This window comes from Bacillus sp. SIMBA_074 (assembly GCF_046534555.1).
GTDB classification, from domain to species: Bacteria; Bacillota; Bacilli; order Bacillales; family Bacillaceae_G; genus Bacillus_A; species Bacillus_A mycoides.
Window position 1 is genome coordinate 1 of the sequence record NZ_JAWRYM010000237.1, and the last position, 334, is coordinate 334.

The window sequence follows — 334 nt, forward strand, 5'->3', positions numbered from 1 at the left end:
TGGCATCCGCCAGGCTGCTGCCACCAAATTTATGCAACTGCTTCGTCGGCGTTCCCGCGCCAGCTGTACTGGTCATGATTACTCCCCGGCTGCGATTCGGAAGGCATTATCCAAATCGGCAATTAAATCTTCCGTATCCTCAATACCAGCAGACAAACGTACAAGACCTTCTGGTATTCCCAGTGCTTTTCTTTCTTCTACGGTGCATTCCACGTGGCTCGTTGTACGCGCAGGTCCATAAGTCGTTTCTACCGCTCCGAGGTTTGCAGCACGATTGGCGTATTTCAATTTTGGAAGAACAACGCGTACGGTATCCATGCCACCTTTAAGTGAA

1 protein-coding gene is annotated in these 334 nt (G+C 50.3%); it reads right to left on the reverse strand.

Features of this window, described 5'->3' with window-relative positions:
- Nucleotides 1–78 precede the first annotated feature (78 nt).
- Nucleotides 79–334 (reverse strand): PLP-dependent transferase (locus SB773_RS30655; RefSeq protein WP_410593993.1); only part of this gene is annotated, 256 nt, incomplete at its 5' end.